The 15657-nt window shown below is 69.7% G+C and carries 16 protein-coding genes; 11 read left to right on the top strand and 5 right to left on the bottom strand.

Going from position 1 to position 15657, the window contains the following annotated elements:
* Window positions 1-104: 104 nt before the first annotated feature.
* The 3 genes from AB0E63_RS35420 to AB0E63_RS35410 are packed head-to-tail and all read left to right on the top strand — an operon-like array spanning window position 105 to window position 1960.
* On the top strand, window positions 105-614 hold the full coding sequence (locus tag AB0E63_RS35420) for a sigma-70 family RNA polymerase sigma factor (RefSeq protein WP_360375855.1): 510 nt from the start codon (window positions 105-107) through the stop codon (window positions 612-614).
* A complete protein-coding gene (locus AB0E63_RS35415; RefSeq protein WP_360375853.1) occupies window positions 611-1267 on the top strand; it encodes a hypothetical protein in 657 nt (218 codons plus the stop codon). Before AB0E63_RS35420 ends, AB0E63_RS35415 begins: the two co-directional genes overlap by 4 nt.
* 48 nt (window positions 1268-1315) lie before the next feature.
* Complete coding sequence (locus AB0E63_RS35410) at window positions 1316-1960, top strand: hypothetical protein (RefSeq protein ID WP_360375851.1); 645 nt, start codon at window positions 1316-1318, stop codon at window positions 1958-1960.
* Here AB0E63_RS35410 and AB0E63_RS35405 read toward each other — a convergent pair.
* Together AB0E63_RS35405 and AB0E63_RS35400 are read right to left on the bottom strand one after the other, a co-directional pair.
* On the bottom strand, window positions 1957-2658 hold the full coding sequence (locus AB0E63_RS35405; RefSeq protein WP_360375849.1) for a nucleotidyltransferase domain-containing protein: 702 nt from the start codon (window positions 2656-2658) through the stop codon (window positions 1957-1959). The two genes, AB0E63_RS35410 and AB0E63_RS35405, sit on opposite strands and share 4 nt — an antisense overlap.
* On the bottom strand, window positions 2658-3515 hold the full coding sequence (locus tag AB0E63_RS35400) for an alpha/beta hydrolase (protein ID WP_360375847.1): 858 nt from the start codon (window positions 3513-3515) through the stop codon (window positions 2658-2660). The genes AB0E63_RS35405 and AB0E63_RS35400 overlap by 1 nt, the downstream gene beginning before the upstream one ends.
* Window positions 3516-3556: 41 nt before the next feature.
* On the opposite strand from AB0E63_RS35400, the gene AB0E63_RS35395 reads away from it, so the two are divergent.
* The 6 genes from AB0E63_RS35395 to AB0E63_RS35370 all read left to right on the top strand — a co-directional run bounded on the left by AB0E63_RS35395 (window position 3557) and on the right by AB0E63_RS35370 (window position 9738).
* The gene (locus AB0E63_RS35395; RefSeq protein ID WP_360375845.1) at window positions 3557-4048 is read left to right on the top strand and encodes a GNAT family N-acetyltransferase; all 492 of its coding nucleotides are present in this window, start codon (window positions 3557-3559) and stop codon (window positions 4046-4048) included.
* 123 nt (window positions 4049-4171) lie between these two features.
* The gene (locus AB0E63_RS35390) at window positions 4172-5101 is read left to right on the top strand and encodes an ABC transporter permease (protein ID WP_360375843.1); all 930 of its coding nucleotides are present in this window, start codon (window positions 4172-4174) and stop codon (window positions 5099-5101) included.
* Window position 5102: 1 nt separating this feature from the next.
* Window positions 5103-6101: an ABC transporter permease gene (locus AB0E63_RS35385; RefSeq protein ID WP_360375841.1), complete on the top strand. Its 999-nt coding sequence runs from the start codon at window positions 5103-5105 to the stop codon at window positions 6099-6101.
* Entirely contained in the window at window positions 6094-7089 is a 996-nt protein-coding gene (locus AB0E63_RS35380; RefSeq protein ID WP_360375839.1) for an ABC transporter ATP-binding protein, read from the top strand. The genes AB0E63_RS35385 and AB0E63_RS35380 overlap by 8 nt, the downstream gene beginning before the upstream one ends.
* Window positions 7082-8068: an ABC transporter ATP-binding protein gene (locus tag AB0E63_RS35375; RefSeq protein WP_360375837.1), complete on the top strand. Its 987-nt coding sequence runs from the start codon at window positions 7082-7084 to the stop codon at window positions 8066-8068. Before AB0E63_RS35380 ends, AB0E63_RS35375 begins: the two co-directional genes overlap by 8 nt.
* The gene (locus AB0E63_RS35370; RefSeq protein ID WP_360375835.1) at window positions 8065-9738 is read left to right on the top strand and encodes an ABC transporter substrate-binding protein; all 1674 of its coding nucleotides are present in this window, start codon (window positions 8065-8067) and stop codon (window positions 9736-9738) included. Before AB0E63_RS35375 ends, AB0E63_RS35370 begins: the two co-directional genes overlap by 4 nt.
* A 1-nt stretch (window position 9739) precedes the next feature.
* Here the strand turns inward: AB0E63_RS35370 and AB0E63_RS35365 are convergent, their stop codons facing one another.
* Together AB0E63_RS35365 and AB0E63_RS35360 are read right to left on the bottom strand one after the other, a co-directional pair.
* Window positions 9740-10237 carry an HAD family acid phosphatase gene (locus AB0E63_RS35365; protein WP_360375833.1) on the bottom strand — a complete coding sequence of 166 codons (498 nt, stop codon included), beginning with the start codon at window positions 10235-10237 and terminating at the stop codon, window positions 9740-9742.
* Window positions 10230-10775 carry a GNAT family N-acetyltransferase gene (locus tag AB0E63_RS35360; protein WP_360375831.1) on the bottom strand — a complete coding sequence of 182 codons (546 nt, stop codon included), beginning with the start codon at window positions 10773-10775 and terminating at the stop codon, window positions 10230-10232. Before AB0E63_RS35360 ends, AB0E63_RS35365 begins: the two co-directional genes overlap by 8 nt.
* A gap of 162 nt (window positions 10776-10937) precedes the next feature.
* Between AB0E63_RS35360 and AB0E63_RS35355 the strand changes: the two genes are divergently transcribed.
* A complete protein-coding gene (locus AB0E63_RS35355; protein ID WP_360375829.1) occupies window positions 10938-12065 on the top strand; it encodes a metallophosphoesterase in 1128 nt (375 codons plus the stop codon).
* A gap of 61 nt (window positions 12066-12126) precedes the next feature.
* Window positions 12127-14823: a DNA repair ATPase gene (locus tag AB0E63_RS35350; RefSeq protein WP_360375827.1), complete on the top strand. Its 2697-nt coding sequence runs from the start codon at window positions 12127-12129 to the stop codon at window positions 14821-14823.
* Here AB0E63_RS35350 and fdhD read toward each other — a convergent pair.
* The gene (gene fdhD, locus AB0E63_RS35345) at window positions 14807-15640 is read right to left on the bottom strand and encodes a formate dehydrogenase accessory sulfurtransferase FdhD (protein WP_360375825.1); all 834 of its coding nucleotides are present in this window, start codon (window positions 15638-15640) and stop codon (window positions 14807-14809) included. The two genes, AB0E63_RS35350 and fdhD, sit on opposite strands and share 17 nt — an antisense overlap.
* Window positions 15641-15657 lie beyond the last annotated feature (17 nt).

Raw genomic sequence — 15657 nt, 5'->3', positions numbered from 1 at the left:
CTATACACGGGAACCTGGCGATGATTGGCGGTGTACTCACAGTGTCCGGAAGTAGACAGGGGGCCTAGATCAGCCAGGGTGATGAGGCGGAGATCCTGGCTCGGGTGCGCGGTGGTGAGTCGGCCGCGTACGGCGAGCTGGTGCTGCTGCACGCCCAGGTGGCGAAGCGTACGGCGGTGTTCCTCGGCGCCGGCGCGGATGCGGACGATGTGGTGCAGGAGGCGTTCGTGAAGGCGTACCGAGCGCTCGGGGGATTCCGCTCGGGTTCCGCGTTCCGGCCGTGGTTCCTGCGGATCGTCGCCAACGAGACCCGGAACGTCGTACGGTCGCGCGGCCGCAGGTCCCGTCGTGAGGAGCTGGCCGCGCCGCTGGACGTCGTACTGGATCCAGCTGAGCACGCGGTGTCGCTGGAACGGCGGACCGAGCTTCTGACCGCCGTACGGGCGCTGCCGGATCCCATGCGGCTCGTCGTGACCTGTCGCTACCTCTTGGACCTGGACGAGCAGGAGACGGCCGTTGTGCTCGGTTGGCCACGTGGGACGGTCAAGTCCCGGCTGCATCGTGCACTGGGCCGGCTACGGGACGCTCTACCCGACAAGGAGGTGCAGCGATGAACTTGGACGACGAACTGCGAGTCCTTGGACGTTCTGCCGTCGTACCTCCGGTCGATGAGGAGCTGACGGCCGCAGTGCTGACGCGGGTAGCGGATCTGCCCGTGCGGCGAAGGCTGCGGGACAGGTGGCGTGCGTTCCTGGCCGGCTTCATGGTGCTGCTCGCCGGTCTGGCTCTGACACCACCTGTACGCGCGACTGTGGCTGAGTGGCTGCGCATCGGGGGAGTGGAGGCCCAGCCGGTCGGTACTGGTCCGAGCACCGCGCCGCCGGTGCCTGAAGTCCAGGGGCGCCTGTCGCTGGAGCAAGCCGAGCGGACTGCTGGGTTCCGGCCCGCTCTGCCGAGGGATCTCGGTGCACCAACCGGTGTCGAGGCGTCGAAGGGTTTCGTGGCGATGAGCTGGGACGGCGTCCGGCTGGAGCAGTTCCAGGCGGAGGTGTCGCCGCTGTACTTCAAGAAGTACTACGAGAGCCTGGAGTTCGTGCCGGACCTCGACGCCTTCTGGTTCAAGACACCGCACGAGCTGGTGCTGGCTGATCAGCGAGTGATCCGGATTGCCGGACCCACGCTCGTCTGGGTGCGTGGAGGGGTCACCTTCCGGCTGGAGGTGGCCGACAAGACCCGGGCGGTCGAGTTGGCACGCGGAACCTTCTAGCCGGTCGCGGTGTATCCGGGGTGAGTCCTCGTCTTCAGGGAGAGCACCATGGTCCGCCGTACGCTCACACTGCTCGCCGCCCTGTTCGCCGTCGCCGCCCTCGGCACCACTCCCGCGCACGCGGGCGGTCCGACCAGCGTCCTGCTCAGCGCACCGCCGCACGTGCTCGCCTTCGGCTACGAGGATCGCGCGTACAGCGACCTGCAGCAGCTGACCGAGGTGGCCGGCGGCCGCGCGGACGACGGCAACGGACCGCACGACGTCGGTCAGTTCGTCCGTGCCACCTGGCTGATCCATGACATGTCGGTCTGGCGGATCGACATCATCTACCCGGAGGCACCCGGCGGCCCCTGGATCGCGACCACCGAGTCGCTGACGACCGGCACCATGCCCGAGAAGCCGACGTGGCACACCGCCACGAACCCCAGCGCCCTCGTGGAGTTCATCCGCTCACTCAAGCTCGTGAACGGGCAGACCTTCGACGGCGGCCCCACCACCATCGACTCCGTTCCCACCCCGGTCACCGAGCCCACCCAGGCGCCGCTCCCGGCGCAGGCCCAGGTCGACTCAACCGGCTTCTTCACCGGCTGGCGCTGGGCCATCCCCGGCTTCCTCGTCGGCGCGGCAGCGGCGGTCCTCGCCATCCGCCTGATCCCCAAACGCCGCTGGGACCTAGTGGATGTCGAGCCTTAAACGTCGGCCGCCAGTTCGAAGCCGTCGAAGAGTCTGCCGCCGTGCGCGGCGAGGATGCGGTCCACGGCCTCGGCCAGAGTGTTGTCGTCGGTTCTGACGCCGTGCATCAGGGCCTGAGCGTGGTCGGTCCCGTGTGCCTTGTCGTAGGCCACCACCTCGCGAAGCAGGCCCTTGCCGGTGCCGGACCAGTGGCGGGCGCCGGTCAGCAACAGTCGGGCGGCGTCTTGCCAGAGGATCGAAGCGATGGCGGTGCGTTCGTCGCCTGTGGCGTCGGACAGGTCGTCCAGGAGGTTCGTGATGGTGTAGCGGAGGAGGTCCAGTTCCGTGGAGGTCAAGGGCTTGGGTCCGGCCGCCACCTCCGCTAAGCACGCCTCCTGCAACCGCACTCCGGAGCCGTCGGTGTCCAGGAGTACGACGGACTCGCCGACGAGCCGCATCATGGTCGGCTGACGACGGTCCTGGTCCTTGCCGCTGAAGTGGGCCAGCGACTTTTCGGTGTGGACGAACAGCTCGACCGGCCAGCCGCCGTACTCCAAGGACTTCCGCATCGGGGCCGGTGGGCCGTCGAGCAGCACTGTGATGTCCAGGTCGGACGTCGGAGAGGCGTTGCCGCGCACCACACTCCCGCCGAGCCACGCTGCTCGGGCAGCGGGGAACTGCTCGGTCACCAGTCGCAGGGCGACGTCTTTCGGCTCCATCAGGACAGTTTCAACCAGCCCAGCAGGTCGCGATAGGCATTTACCGGCTGGATGTGACCGCCGGTGTAGGGCCTGCGTTCGGCGTGCGCGATCTCGCCGACGAGGATGTCGGCGTACTTACCGGCCCGCTCGTCGGCCGAGCCGTACCAGACAGTCACCGGAACCCGGATGTCGCCGAGCCGGAAGCCCCAGTCGGTGGCGAAGGCGACGTGGTCGTCGGTCCAGCCGTCGTGGCTGGTGACGAAGGTGGCGGTGAGCCGCGCCATGGCCTCGGCGTCGTCACGTGCCGGTGGTCCCGGTGGAGAACCGGGGTCCGGCGGGAACTCCGGACCGCCGTCTTCGACGCGCGCCATGATCTGCCGGGCGGTGTCCTCGAGCAGCGGCCGGATGTGTTGCTCGCCGCGCGCCGCCAGCCAGGACGATCGATTCCGGCGCGGATCTGAGATCTCGTCGTCCTCGGTCGGCGCGGGTCCGTCCACGACGGGCGGTGCGTTGCTCGCGCTCACCGCGCATCGGGTCACGCGATCGGAGAGGAGCGCAGCACACGCGAGTGCGTGCGGCCCGCCGCCGGAGCCGCCGGTGACCGCGAACCGCTCCCACCCGAGGTAGTCCGCCAGCGCCTCGGCGTCCGCGACCACGGAGGCCACGCTGCGCCCCGGTTGTCGCGTCGAGCCGCCGTACCCGGGGCGGTCCGGCATCACCATCCACAGGCCGGACTCCTCGATCGCCCCGACGGCCTCCGGCCGTTTCCATCGTGTGCTCGGCGATCCGCCGAACGACATCGCCGGTAGGCCTCCCACCGACCCGTAGACGGAGTACCGCACCACCCGCTCGCCGACCTGCACCTCGCTGTCCACGGAGCGGAGCGTACTCAGTGCGACTGCGATAGAACATGGGGATGCAACTCGACATCGCGTCGTTGGCCGAGCTCGAAGAGGTGCTCGGCGTGCTGGATGAAGCGGCGGGCTGGCTGAAGGAGGTCGGAGTCGACGACCAGTGGCCACCGCGGTTCCGGCCGGGGATGGTCGCTCCCGCGGTCGAGCGTGGCGAGACCTGGCTGGCTCGGGTCGACGGTGCCGTCGTGGGAACGATCACGCTGGACTGGGACGATCCGTTGTGGGCCGATGCCGAAGGGACGGCCGGCTACGTGCATCGGCTGGCGGTACGGCGGTCGGCGGCCGGAAGGGGTGCCTGGCTGCTGGATTGGGCCGTCGGCGCGACGCGTGAGCAGGAGCGTGAGTTCGTGCGACTCGACTGTGCGCGCTCGAACCGGCGACTCAGGTCCTACTACGAAGACCGGGGGTTCCAGCACCACGGCGACGTACCGGTGGGGCGGCGGGAGCAGGACGGACCCATGATCTGGATGAGCCGCTATCAGTTGCCCCTGTGATCCCTACCCGAATCTCGAGTTACCGAGTTGGGATTCTCGGGATTCGAGACGAGTTCGGCGTGGTGGGAGGATGCGGCCTAGCGTTTGTCGGCTGCGTGAATCGAACCCCTGTCTGGAGTACTTGTGAGTTCCTCGGTCGCCGTGACCGTTTCGCCGACTCGGCAGGCGTTGCGCCGGGTCCGGCGGGATCGCAGTGCCCGCGTCGGCGTCGTCATCGTCGCCGTGTTGATCCTGATCGCGGCCGCGGCGCCGCTGCTGGTCAAGCTGGCCGGGCAGGACGCGTACACGTACCACATCGACCTGCTCGATCCCGCCCGCGGAAACGCCCCGAAAGGCGCCCTCGGCGGGGTGAGCGGCGACCACTGGTTCGGCGTCGAGCCGCTGACCGGCCGGGACCTGTTCTCGATCACGGTGCTCGGCCTCCGTACGTCGCTGTTCATCGCGATCGTGGTCACCCTGATCACGACCGTCGTCGGCACCCTGGTCGGCATCAGCGCGGCCTACCTCGGCGGCTGGTACGACGCGATCGTGTCCCGGCTGCTCGACTTCCTCTTCGGCTTCCCGCAGCTCGTCTTCATGATTGCCCTGGGCATCATCATCCCGGCCCGCTTCCCGCGCTGGCTGCTGCTGATCCTGGTACTCAGCGTGTTCGGCTGGGCCGGCCTGGCCCGGCTGATCCGCAACCAGGCGAAGTCCCTGGTCGCCCGCGAGTTCGTCGAGGCGGCCCGGAGCGTCGGCTCGTCCGGCTGGCACGTGATCACCCGCGAACTGCTGCCGAACCTGCTCGGCCCGGTCCTCGTCGTCGCCACGCTGGCCATCCCGGGCTACATCGGGGCGGAGGCCGCGCTGTCCTTCCTCGGCGTCGGCGTACCACCGCCGACACCCAGCCTCGGCCGGTCCATCTCCGACTCGATCGCCTGGGTCTACACCGGCGCCGATCCGTGGTTCCTGGTCTTCCCCGGCGCCATGCTGTTCCTCGCCGTCCTCGGCTTCACGCTGCTCGGCGACGGGGTCCGCGACGCGTTCGACGTCCGGTTGCGGAGGACGAGCTGAGATGCCCGACCTCGTCTGGTTCGTGACCCGCCGCCTGTTCTCGGCCCTGCTGGTGATGCTCGCGCTGAGCCTGGCCGTCTACCTGGTCTTCTACGCGATCCCCGCCGACCCGGCGCACCTGGCCTGCGGCAAGCCCTGTACGCCGGACCGCCTCGAGCAGGCCCGGCACTTCATGCAACTGGATCAGACCACGCTGCAGCAGTACCTGAGCTTCCTCAAAGGCATCTTCGCCGGCCGCACGTTCGGTGACGGTGCGGCGGCCGTGCACTGCAACGCACCGTGCTTCGGCTACTCGTTCCCGCTGGCCCGCCCGGTCACCACGCTGATCCTCGACCGGCTGCCGGTCACCGCGTCGATCGCCATCGGCGCCGCCATACTCTGGCTGCTCCTCGGGGTGTCGCTCGGCGTGATCGCCGCGCTCAACCGTGGCCGGCTGCTCGACCGGCTGGCCATCGGGGTCGCGCTGATCGGGGTGTCGACCCCGACGTTCCTGCTCGGCCTGCTGGCGATCCTGGTCTTCGGGTTCTGGCTGAACATGGTCCCGGTGAACGGCTACGTGCCGCTGACCGAGAGCCCGGTCGACTGGGCCTGGCACCTGATCACGCCGTGGCTCGTGCTCGCGGTGGTGCAGGCGGCGGCGTACATCCGGCTGACCCGTGCGCAGATGCTCGAGGAGCTGAACCTCGACCACATCACCACCGCGCGGGCGAAGGGCGCCGGCGAGTCGCGCGTGGTGGTGACGCACGGGCTGCGCGGCGTGCTGGTGCCGATCATCACGCTCTTCGGCCTGGACCTCGGAGCTCTGCTCGGTGGCGCGATCCTGACCGAGAAGGTGTTCAGCATGCAGGGTCTGGGGGAGTTGCTGATCAGCGCGGTCGGCCAGCTGGACGTGGCCGTGGTCGTCGGCGTGACGCTGTTCTCGGCCTTCCTGATCATCCTGGCGAATCTGGTGGTGGACGTGGTGCACGGTGTGCTCGACCCGAGGGTGAGCCATGGCTGAGCCGGTGCTGGAGGTGCACGACCTGCACGTCACGTTCTCGACCGAGGGCGGCCTCGTCCCGGCCGTCGACGGCATCGACTTCTCGGTCGCGCCCGGTGAGACGCTCGCGATCGTCGGGGAGTCCGGCTCGGGCAAGAGCGTCAGCTCGGCGGCCGTGATGGGCATCCTGCCTTCGAACGCCGACGTCAGCGGCGAGGTGCTGCTCGACGGCCGCGAGCTGATCGGCCTGCCGAACGACGAGCTGCGCAAGGTCCGCGGCAACGACATCGCGCTCGTCTTCCAGGACGCGCTGTCAGCCCTGAATCCGTACTACAGCGTCGGCTGGCAGGTCGCCGAGGCGTACCGGCTGCACCACGACGTCTCGAAGAAGGCCGCCCGCCGGCGGGCGGTCGAGATGCTGGACAAGGTCGGCATCCCGGATGCGGCCCGTCGGGTGGACAGCTACCCGCACGAGTTCTCCGGGGGAATGCGGCAGCGGGTCGTGATTGCTATGGCTCTGGTGAACGACCCCAGAGTGCTGATCGCGGACGAGCCGACGACCGCACTCGACGTGACCGTGCAGGCACAGATCATGCGTTTGCTCGCCGACGTCCAGGCGGAGTTCGGTACGGCGCTCGTCCTCATCTCGCACGACCTCGGAGTGGTCGCGGAGGTCGCCGACGACGTCCTGGTGATGTACGCCGGGCGCGCGGCCGAGCGTGGCACGGTCCGTGACCTGTTCTACCGGGCGGCCCATCCGTACAGCCTGGGTCTCCTCGGTGCCATGCCGCGGGTCGACGTACCGCCGAAGCCGCGGCTGACCACGATCCCCGGCAGTCCGCCGTCTCCGGGCTCGATCACCACCGGCTGCCCGTTCCAGCCGCGGTGCGCGTACGCCGCCCAGGTCGGCGAGCGCTGCATCACCGAGCGGCCGGAGCTCACGCCGCGCCCGGGCGAGGGCGACCACGAGGCCGCCTGCCATCTGGGTCGGAGGCCGTCGGATGCCTGATGAGCTGCTCCGCCTCAAGAACGTCAAGAAGTACTTCGGCCTCCGGGGTGCGCCGTGGCGCGAGACGCAGGCGGTCCGCGCGGTCGACGGCGTGAACTTCGTCGTCCGCAAGGGCGAGACGGTCGGCCTGGTCGGCGAGTCCGGCTCCGGCAAGTCCACGCTGGCCCGGGTCGCGACCCGGCTCCTTGACCCGACCCAGGGCACGGTCGAGATCGGCGGCACGGACGTCACCAAGGTGCGCGGCCGCCGGCTCCGGCCGGTCCGGCGGAAGATCCAGATGGTCTTCCAGGACCCGCAGGCGTCGCTGAACCCGCGCCAGTCGGTCGGCACCATCCTGAGTACGCCGTTCCGCGCGCAAGGGATCAAGCCGACCCGGGCCCAGCTCGTCGAGCTGCTCGAACAGGTCGGGCTGGCCGAGCAGCACCTGGAGCGCTACCCGCACGAGTTCTCCGGCGGACAGCGGCAGCGGATCGGGATCGCGCGGGCGCTGTCCGTGAAGCCCGAGCTGCTGGTCTGCGACGAGCCGGTGTCCGCGCTCGACGTGTCCGTCCAGGCCCAGGTGCTGAACCTGCTCGCCGACCTGCGCGACGAGCTCGGCCTGTCGTATGTGCTGGTCGCTCACGACCTGGCCGTCGTACGGCAGGTGGCGAACCGGCTGGCCGTGATGTATCTCGGCACGATCGTCGAGGAGGGTCCGGCCGACCAGGTGTACTCGGCGCCGGCCCATCCGTACACGAAGGCCCTGCTGTCCGCGGTCCCGGTGCCCGAGCCGGGCGTCGTCCGCGATCGGATCGTCCTGACCGGCGATGTGCCCACCCCGATCGCGCCGCCGTCGGGATGCCCGTTCCGGACCCGGTGTTACAAGGCCGAGGACGTGTGCGCCACCCAACGACCGGTGCTCGAGCCCGTCCAGGGATCGACCGAGCACCAGGCCGCCTGCTACTTCCCTGAGCCCCCCACCTCTGAGAGGAACCAATGAAACACCTAACCCGAGCGGTCGCGGTCGCGGCCGCGGTGGTGCTGGCGGCGGCCGCCTGCAACGCCAACGACAAGTCCACCGCAGGCGGTGGCAGCACGGCGGCCGCGGAGCAGGGCGGCACGTTCCACGTGCTCAGCACGAGCAAGGAGATCAGCCTCGACCCGGCCAAGAGCCAGAACCTGGGCACCAGCTCGATCCACCTGGTGCTGCGCGGCCTGAACTCGTGGAAGACCGACCCGGGCAAGGCGGCCGAGCTGGTCCCCGACCTGGCCACCGACACCGGTCAGGTCAGCGACGGCGGCAAGACCTGGACCTACAAGCTGAAGCCGGGTCTCAAGTACGCCGACGGGTCGACGATCGTTGCCGCCGACATCAAGTACGGCATCGAGCGGTCGTTCGCGCCGGAGCTGTCCGGCGGTCTCGGCTACCACAAGTCGCTGCTGGTCGGCGGCGACAAGTACCAGGGCCCGTACAAGGGCGGCGAGCTGGCCTCGATCGAGACGCCGGACGACACCACGATCGTCTTCAAGCTGAACAAGCCGTACGGCGACTGGCCGTGGATCGTCAGCATGCCGGCGTTCTCGCCGGTGCCGAAGAAGGCCGACACCGACCCGGCGCACTACGGTGAGAAGCCGATGGCCAGCGGCCCGTACCAGGTGGAGTCGTACACGCCGGGCTCGAAGCTCGTGCTGGTGCGCAACCCGAACTGGGACAAGTCGACCGACCAGGCCCGGACCGGCCTGCCCGACTCGATCGTCACCGACATGGGCCTCCAGCCCGACGTGGTCAACCAGCGGCTGATCGCGGACGCCGGCGACGACAAGTTCGCCGCCTCCACCGGCGTCTCGGTGCCGGCCGCGCTGATCCCGACCGTCTCCGGCAACCCGGCCGTCAAGGCCCGGGTGGCGACGTCGCCGTCGGGTGCCCTGCAGTACCTGGCGATGAACACCAAGCGCCCGGCACTGGCGAACGTCGAGGTCCGCAAGGCGATCCAGTACGCCGTCGACAAGCAGGCCGTCCAGGTGGCCGAAGGCGGACCGGAGTACGGCGGTGAGATCGCGACGACCCTGATCACGCCGGGCATCGACGGCTACAACAAGTACGACCTGTACGAGGCGCCGCCCGCCGGAGACCCGGAGAAGGCCAAGCAGATGCTCGCGGCCGCGGGTGTCAGCAACCTCAACCTGGTGCTGGCCGCCGACAACACCACCGGTCTCGGCGTGGCGCAGGCGATCCAGCAGGGGCTGAAGCGGGCCGGGATCACGGTCACGATCAAGCCGCTGGACAGCGAGCCGCTGTCCGACCTGATCACCGGGAACAAGCCGGACTTCGACCTGACCGTGTCGAGCTGGCTGCCGGACTTCCCGAGCGCGATCGGCAACATCCAGCCGCTGTTCGCGTCGTCGGAGATCGGCAACGGCGGGTACAACATCTCGCGGTACTCCAACCCGGCGGTGGACACGGCGATCGCCGCGGCCACGGCCGAGTCGGACGGGACCAAGGCCGCCGGGCTGTGGGGCGCGGTGGACAAGCAGATCATGGCCGACGCACCGATCGTCCCGCTGATCTACGCGCGCAACGCGTTCCTGCACGGGTCCAAGGTGCAGAACTTCTACCTGCCGCCGTACCCGCCGTACCCGAACGTGCTGATCGTGGGTCTGAGCAAGTAACTCAGGTGCGTCCATCGGACTCCTGAGCTTCGAAGAGGGTCGGCTGGGTCTCGGCATCGAGTCCCCAGTCGGCCCTCATCACCGTGTAGCCGGCCTTCTGGGCGGCTGCGCAGACCTTGACGTCGTCGTCGACCAGAACGGCGACCGGGCGGTCCTCGGCCAGGCGCTTCAGCCGGCCGAGCTTCATCAGCACGGACGGTCGACGGTCGGTGTTGCCGCGCATGTAGATCGTGCCGTCCGGGAAGCCGTTGTCCTTCAGCCACTTCACCGTGTCCCGGCGGAGCCGCTCCGGCCGGCCGGTCAGGTAGACGACCTCATGGTCGGCCGCCAGCGTCGTCGCGACCGCGAGCCCTTCGTCCAGAACCGCGTCCTCCTTCGCGTGCGCGAAGAACGAGTCCCAGTCCTTCGGTCGCTTCGCCAAGAAGTGGATCCGCTTGCTGGTGTCGGACAGGGTCGCGTCGATGTCGAGTACGGCGTACGGGCGTCGATCGTCAGGCACGACGTCCAGCTTCCCAGGTCCGCCGGTCGACGGCGTACTCGACCTCGCCGAACGCGGTCCCGGGCAGCGGGTCGTCGAAGTGCTCGTGGTAGATCCGGACGAACCGCAACCCCGACCGCCGCATCACCGCGCGGGATCGGTGGTTGACCGCCATCGTGTCGGCGACGACCCGCTCCATCCCGAGCTCGGTGAACGCCTTGTCGATCAGGGCTCGTGTTCCCTCGGTCGCGTATCCCTTGCCCCAGGCGGTCCGGTTCAGCCGGTATCCGACACCCACGGTCGTGGCGTCCGTGGTCGGCTGCAGGCCGAACCACCCGATGAAGGCGCCATCGGATTTCTGGTGAGCCGCGAACGTCCCCAGCTGCGGATGCTCGGCGTACACCTTGAGGATCGCCGGCAGTACGACGTTCTCGATCTCCTCCCGCGGGGTCGGCTGCCCTGTCAGGAACCGCATCACCCCGGGGTCTGAGTCGAGCCCGGTCAGCAACTCCACGTCCGCCGCGGTGAACCGACGCAACCTCAAACGCTCCGTCTCCACTCGCCGATCCTGCCAGCTGACCTTGAGCACCCACCAACCATTTCGGGCGCGGAGAAGTGGTTGACCCGTGCTCAAAGTGGTGTCCGGAGTGTGGGCGGTGTGAGGGTGGTGGGTGTGTTGGTTCGGCGGTTGTCGGCGGGGCAGGTTAGCGTTCTCACCGCAATGGACGACTCGATCACGTTTCTGCACAGCTCGGACTGGCAGCTGGGGATGCTTCGCCGGTTCCTGGGGCCGGACGGCCAGGCCCGGTGGGGGCAGGGCCGGCTGGACGCTGTCGCGCGGATCGGCGAGGTCGCCACGGCCACCTCGGCGGCGTTCGTGGTCGTCACCGGAGACGTGTTCGAGCACAACCAGGTCGAGCGGCAGACGATCCTGCGGGCGTGTGAAGCGCTCAAGCGGATCCCGGTTCCGGTCGTCCTGCTGCCCGGCAACCACGACGCGCTCGAGCCCGGTTCGCTGTGGACCTCGAGCCAGTGGCAGGCGCACGCACCGTCGCACGTGACCGTTCTGACCGATAGCAAGCCGGTCGAGATCGTGCCGGGGGTGGAGATCGTCGGCGCGCCCTGGCGCTCCCGCCGGCCGATGTCCGACCCGGCCGCCCCTGGGTACGCCGGGCTGACACCGGCCGATCCGGGGACGACGAGGATCCTGCTGGCGCACGGCCAGCTGACCAGCCTGTCCGGCGGGATGTCCGACGTACCGACGATCGATCAGGTCGCGCTGGAGGCGGCGGTCGCGGACGGCCGGCTGCAGTATGTCGGTCTCGGCGACCGGCACTCGACCACGCGCGTGACCGATCGGATCTGGTTCTCCGGGACGCAGGAGGTCACGTCGCCCGAGGAGGACGCGCCGGGCAACGTGCTCAAGGTGACGATCGGCGACGGCATCGTTGTCGAGCCCGTCCGCGTCGGTGCGTGGCACATGGTCGACCATCGGGTCGAGCTGTTCGACGAGGAGTCGCTGAAGGCGCTCGAGGACTGGTTCGCCGAGCTGCCGGAGAAGGAGCGGACCTACGTCCGGCTGGCCGGCGATGGTTCGCTGCCGCTTCCGCTGCTGAGTCGGCTCGACGCGATGATCGACGCGCAGGGCGAGGTGTTCGCGAGTGTCGAGCGCTGGGCGAAGTTCTGGACCGTGCGGCCGGCACCGGACGCCGCGGATCTGGACGCGTTGCAACTGAGTGGTCCGGCCCGGGCCGCGATGGAGGAGTTGCGCCAGGCGCTGGCCGGTGGCGACGAGGACGCCGGCGCGGCGTTGTCGTTGATGCACAGGTTGGCGCGGGACGCGGGATGAGGCTCCGTTGAGACTGCACTGTTTGGCGCTTCGTCATTTTCGCGGCGTCAAGGACCGTGCCGTGCGGCTTCCGGCGCTGGGGACCACCGTGGTGGTCGGCGACAACGAGGTCGGAAAGTCCAGCCTGGTCGAGGCGTTCGGGCTGATCTTCGACCTGCCCGACGACTCGAAGTCGACCCGGATCCGCGACATCCAGCCGGTCGGCCAGGACGTCGGTCCGGAGGTGACCGTCGAGCTGACGCTGGGCGGCCGCGAGCTCACCTACACCAAGCGCTGGCTGAAGAACCGCTCCACCGAGCTTGCCGTGGTCGAGCCCGACGGCCGCCGCCGGTTGTGGACCGGCCGCGAGGCGCACAACGAGGCCGAGCGGCTCTTCCACGAGAACGTCGACCCGGTGCTGTGGCAGACCCTGATGGTCAGCCAGGGTCAGTCGTTGGTCCTGCCAACGCCGGCCGATGCCGAGCCGCTGATCACCGCGGTGACGGCCGAGTCGGGGACGCCGGTCGACGGTGCGTCGATGCCGCTGGTGTCCGCGGTCGAGCACGAATACCTGCGGTACTGGACCCGTGGCGGCCGGGCGACGGGTGACTTCGCGAAGTCCGAGAAGGCCGTCGCCACTGCCGAGCTCACTTCGGCCCAGGCGCTGAAGGCGATGGAGGAGGTCCAGCAGGACATCCGCCGCGCCGAGCGACTGACGTTGGACCTCGAGGACGTCACCAGCCGGCTGACCGATCACCTCACCTCGGTCGAGGGACTGCGCGAACGCAAGAAGGCGACCGACGAGATCCTGCTTCGCCGCGACTCGGTCCGCAGCCGCGCCGAGACCGCACGTGCCCGGTTGGAGAATCACACCCGGACCCGCGTCGAGCGGGAGCGACTGCTGGACGAGGCCGAGCGGTTCACGAAAACCGATGCCGAGCTGGCCGAACGCCGTACCGATGCCGAGCTGGTCGCCAAGACCGCGGTCGAGCTGGTGCAGGCGGCCGAGGCGGCGCTGGCGGAGGTCGTCGAGCTCAAGGACCTCCGGCGTAGCGATGTGCAGGACGCGGAGCACCGGGTCTCCGAGCTGATGGATCGTGCCGAGCTCGACCGGCTGCTCGGGCAGCAGGCCGAGTTGGTCGACGTCCGGGTGCGGATCGCGGCGGCCGGCACGATCCTGGACCGGATCAAGGTCGACGACGCGCTCGTCGCCGCGCTGGAAGACGCCCGCGCGGGGGTCGTCGAGGCCCGCGCGGCGCTGGCCGCCGGCGTGCCGGAGGTGTCGGTACGACGGCTTGGAGCGGAGCCGGTCGAGTTGTCGGGGACCGGGCTGGACGGCGAGGTGCCTTCCGAGCTGGGCTTCGACGAGTCGACCGAGGTGCTGGTCGCCGGTGAGCTCGTGATCGGCGTACCCGGGCAGGTGGAGGTGACCGTCCGCGCCGGTGGCGAGGCGGCGACGCTGCGGTCGCGGGTGGACGACGCCGTCCGGCGTGAGAAGGACCTGCTGAAGAAGGCCGGCGTCAAGGATGTCGCGGCCGCGCGCGAGTTGCTCCGGAAGGCCGACACCGCGTCGGCCGAGTTGCACGAGGCCCGCCGGACCGAGCGGTCGCTGACCGCCGGTGGCGATCCGGGGGAGCGGATTGCTGTCCTGACCGCGCGGCTCGGTGACGACGACGAGTCCGATGAAACCGCCGGGAAGCAGCCCGCGGTCGAGGGCGTGCCGGGGCAAATGTCGCTGTTCGCGGAGTTCGAGTCGCCGCATGACACGTTGTTCGACGACTTCGAGGTGCCGGCTTCGGAGCCCGACGATCTGGCCGGTGCGCAGCGGGCGCTGGAGGACGTGCGGGACGGGCTGGCGGAGGCCGAGCGGTTGCTGGCGGACGCGGAGTTCGCGGCGCAGCAGGCGCGGAAGGCGGCGGACGAGGACCGGTCCGAGGCGCAGCAGGCACGGGCACGGTCGGAGCTCGCGGGGGAGCGGTTGGCCGCTGCTGTCGAGGCGTTGGACGCGGCTCGGACCGTTCTCGACGACGAGGCGGTGGCTGCGGCCGAGGTTGAGGCGACCGCCGAAGTCGAGGCGGTGCTCGTGGAGCTGACCGGCGTCCAGGAGCAGGTGGACGCGGCCGGCGCCGATCAGGTTGCGGGCGAGCTGGCCGATGCGCTGGCGGTCGCGACGCGGCTGCAGGGTGAGCGGGACACGCTGCGCGACGCGTTGCGGACGACCGAGGGCCGGCTCGAGCAGTCCGGGCGCGACGGCTTGGCGACCCGGCGCGATGTGGCCGACGTCGAGCTGGACGCCGTACGCGCGGAGCACGACGGTCTGCGGCGTCGTGCGGAAGCGGCTCGGCGGGTGCACGAGACGCTGAGTCGGCATCGGGCCGAGGCGCAGACGAAGTACTCCGAGCCGCTGCAGAGCCGGATCGAGTCCCTCGGGCGGAGTGTGTACGGGCCATCGTTCCGGGTCTGGCTGGACGACGATCTGGCCGTCGCGGAGCGCGAGCTGGACGGCGTGCGACTGCCCGTCGAGGCGTTGTCGACGGGGGCCCAGGAGCAGCTCGCGATCATCACCCGGCTCGCGATCAGCCACCTGGTCAGCACCGGCGACGGCAGCGTGCCGGTCATCTTCGACGACGCCCTCGGCTGGTCCGACAAGGCCCGCCTCCGCGACATGGGCGCCCTCCTCGGCCGCGCCGGCGACCACGGCCAGGTCATCATCCTGACCTGCATGCCAGACCGCTACGAATACGTCCCCAAAGCAACCTTCATCAAGCTGGACGGATGATGCGCTCCGGGGCGCTGTAGATGACGCAGCGGTTGCCTCGGGTGAAGCCGGCGACTGTGACGTTGAAGCGGCGGGCGAGGTCTACGGCGAGGCTGGAGGGCGCGCCGACCGCGACGATCATGCCGATGCCTGCTGCCACGGCTTTCTGGATGATCTCGTAGCCGGCTCGGCCGCTGACTGCGAGGACCAGGCCTTGGCGGGTGTGGTGGTTGAGGACGGTCCAGCCGACCACCTTGTCGACGGCGTTGTGGCGGCCGACGTCTTCCTTGACGACCACCTTTCGGCCGTCGGCGGTGAACAGGCCGGCTGCGTGCAGGCCGCCGGTTCGCGTGAACGTCGGCTGGGCTTCGCGGAGTAGGTCCGGTAGGCGGCGCACGACGTCGACCGATACCTCGACCGGGTCGACCGGGTCGTAGTCGCGCTCGGCCAGCTCGTCGAGGCTTTGCTGGCCGCAGACACCGCAGGCCGCGGACGTGACGCCGTACCGCTGGGGTGGTTCGCGGTCGGGCGGTCCGTCGAAGGTGACCGTGACGGTGTTGAACTGCTGCTCCTGCGTCAGCTTCACGTCGGTGCAGTAGGCCACCGTCCGGATCGCGTCCGGCCGGACCGCGAACCCCTCGCCGAGGCAGAACCCGGCGGCCAGCTCGAAGTCTGACCCCGGCGTCCGCATCGTCACCACGAGCGGCTCGGGCGGCCGGCCCGGCCACTCCAGCCGGAGCTCCAGCGGCTCCTCGGTGACGACGACGTCCTCCCGCCGCGACGTCTGGTCACCGTCCAGCACCTCGACCTTGAACCTGGTGGTCGGACCTTTAGTCATACCTCCACGGTAGGCGC

The organism is Kribbella sp. NPDC026596 (assembly GCF_040638415.1).
GTDB lineage: Bacteria > Actinomycetota > Actinomycetes > Propionibacteriales > Kribbellaceae > Kribbella.
This window is presented reverse-complemented; position numbering and strand designations above follow the sequence as displayed.

Coding starts and splice junctions, on each gene's coding strand:
- AB0E63_RS35415 (WP_360375853.1), top strand. CDS start 611: ATGAACTTGGACGACGAACTGCGAGTCCTTGGACGTTCTGCCGTCGTA.
- AB0E63_RS35410 (WP_360375851.1), top strand. CDS start 1,316: ATGGTCCGCCGTACGCTCACACTGCTCGCCGCCCTGTTCGCCGTCGCC.
- AB0E63_RS35405 (WP_360375849.1), bottom strand. CDS start 2,658: ATGGAGCCGAAAGACGTCGCCCTGCGACTGGTGACCGAGCAGTTCCCC.
- AB0E63_RS35395 (WP_360375845.1), top strand. CDS start 3,557: ATGCAACTCGACATCGCGTCGTTGGCCGAGCTCGAAGAGGTGCTCGGC.
- AB0E63_RS35385 (WP_360375841.1), top strand. CDS start 5,103: ATGCCCGACCTCGTCTGGTTCGTGACCCGCCGCCTGTTCTCGGCCCTG.
- AB0E63_RS35380 (WP_360375839.1), top strand. CDS start 6,094: ATGGCTGAGCCGGTGCTGGAGGTGCACGACCTGCACGTCACGTTCTCG.
- AB0E63_RS35375 (WP_360375837.1), top strand. CDS start 7,082: ATGCCTGATGAGCTGCTCCGCCTCAAGAACGTCAAGAAGTACTTCGGC.
- AB0E63_RS35370 (WP_360375835.1), top strand. CDS start 8,065: ATGAAACACCTAACCCGAGCGGTCGCGGTCGCGGCCGCGGTGGTGCTG.
- AB0E63_RS35355 (WP_360375829.1), top strand. CDS start 10,938: ATGGACGACTCGATCACGTTTCTGCACAGCTCGGACTGGCAGCTGGGG.
- fdhD (WP_360375825.1), bottom strand. CDS start 15,640: ATGACTAAAGGTCCGACCACCAGGTTCAAGGTCGAGGTGCTGGACGGT.